Raw genomic sequence first — 1,696 nt, forward strand, 5'->3', positions numbered from 1 at the left:
CCGATATCGACGGCCAGCCGCACTTCGGCGCCCTCAAGCATTCCAAAACCTCCGCATCGCAATCGACCCAGTTCGGCTGCAGTTTGAGCAAGTTCTATGCCTTGATGCCAGGGCGGCAAATGCAGGGGACCATTGCGGACAAGAGGCCGCGCCTTCGCTTTCTCGCGATGCATTCGGCACCCGAGTTTTGCGAGGCGACACCCTCGAAATCGAGAGGGTGCAGGGAATGCCGCATAGGCGTTAAGTTTATGCTTGAGTGTTGGAATCCGCCGTGATTCGAACAGGGGATGGCAGACGAATCGCTCCTGAACGAGGACTGGACGAGAGTGGTTGCGCAGCTGGGCGGGGCTGCGCAGCTCGAGAAAACTGCGCGCCAGACGAAGGCCTTCGCGCGTCGGCGGCAGATTCCAGATGCGGTGACGTTACTTCGGCTGATGCTGGCCTATTGTTTGGGTGAAAGAGGGCTGAGATCGACAGCCGCATGGGCGGCTTCTGTTGGCCTTGCCGACCTCACCAGCGTGGCGTTGTTCTATCGGCTGCGTCAATGTGGTGATTGGTTTGCGGTGCTGGTGGAGGGCTTGCTCGCTGCGGCAGCTCCGAAGGCGAGCCAAGGCCGCCTGATCCGCATCATCGATGCGACGACAGTGCCTCAGGCGGGACCGGCTGCGCGCAAGAACAGTGAGCTTTGGCGCGTTCATAGCGCATTTGATCTGCCCTATGAGCGCTTTGGTCACTTCGAGCTGACAGATCAGCAAGAGGGCGAAACGTTTGACCGGATACCAGTGGTCAAGAACGAGATCCGCATTGCTGACCGCGCTTATCTGCAACCTGACCGCATTGCGGCCGTCCGCGAAGCCGGGGCCGACGTTTTGATCCGAGCGGGCTGGAAGAACGCACGTTGGCTTGACGCCAAAGGCCTTCCGTTCGATCTGATGGCCCAATTGCGTGCCGCGAAGGCGCGCGGACTGGTCGATCGGGAGATTTGGATCAAGCGCAAGGGCGGCGCGCCTCTGGCTATGCGTCTGGTCGCAATCAAGAAGCCCACCGGTGCGGCTGCTGCTTCTCGGCGTAAAGCCCGGCAAGACGCAAAAGATGAAAACCGCATCATCTCCAAAGAAACTTTGGAGGCTGCGGATTGGGTCATTCTGATCACGTCGCTCGCGCGGGACGAGTTCTCCACCAAAGATGTGCTTGCGCTCTATCGATTGCGATGGCGGATCGAGCTTGGGTTCAAGCGACTGAAGAGTCTGATTGGCCTCAAGACGCCGCCAGGAACCGATCCGCGCTCTGCCAAGCCCTACCTGCTGGCCCACCTCCTGATCATCCTGTTGCTCGAGCCGCTTGCCAGCGACTTCGAGGACTCTCCCCACTGGACGCAGGCCGCTTAACGACGCCTGGCGCTTGGCGGGTCCTGCAGCAGCTCGTTGCATCCTTGCTGCAAGCAATCATTCCACAACCAACCATCCGTTGCTTGCGCCGCAGAAAACGCGCGTTGGGGCGCCACCTTCGCGAGCCTCCTCGAAAACGCAAGTATCAATCGATGCTCGCGCTACCTTAACGCCTATGGGGAATGCCGGGTGAAGGCCTCACCCATGGCCCGCCTGCAACAAGAAAAGCAGGCGGCAGTCACCACAGGATCAGCCGGATCATCCGGCATTCCCTGCGCGATGGCTTTACGGCTTATACGTGATCTCCC

At 60.1% G+C, this 1,696-nt stretch carries 2 protein-coding genes; both read left to right on the top strand.

Annotated features, from left to right (window positions below; all coding sequences use genetic code 11):
* Positions 1–275: hypothetical protein (locus QW881_RS32530; protein WP_316173183.1), on the top strand; the 275-nt coding region annotated here is incomplete at its 5' end.
* Positions 276–287: 12 nt separating this feature from the next.
* On the top strand, positions 288–1,388 hold the full coding sequence (locus QW881_RS32535) for an IS4 family transposase (protein ID WP_315701243.1): 1,101 nt from the start codon (positions 288–290) through the stop codon (positions 1,386–1,388).
* The last annotated feature ends 308 nt before the right edge of the window (positions 1,389–1,696 follow it).

The sequence above is a fragment of the Bradyrhizobium sp. SZCCHNS3016 genome (assembly GCF_032484535.1).
GTDB lineage: Bacteria > Pseudomonadota > Alphaproteobacteria > Rhizobiales > Xanthobacteraceae > Bradyrhizobium.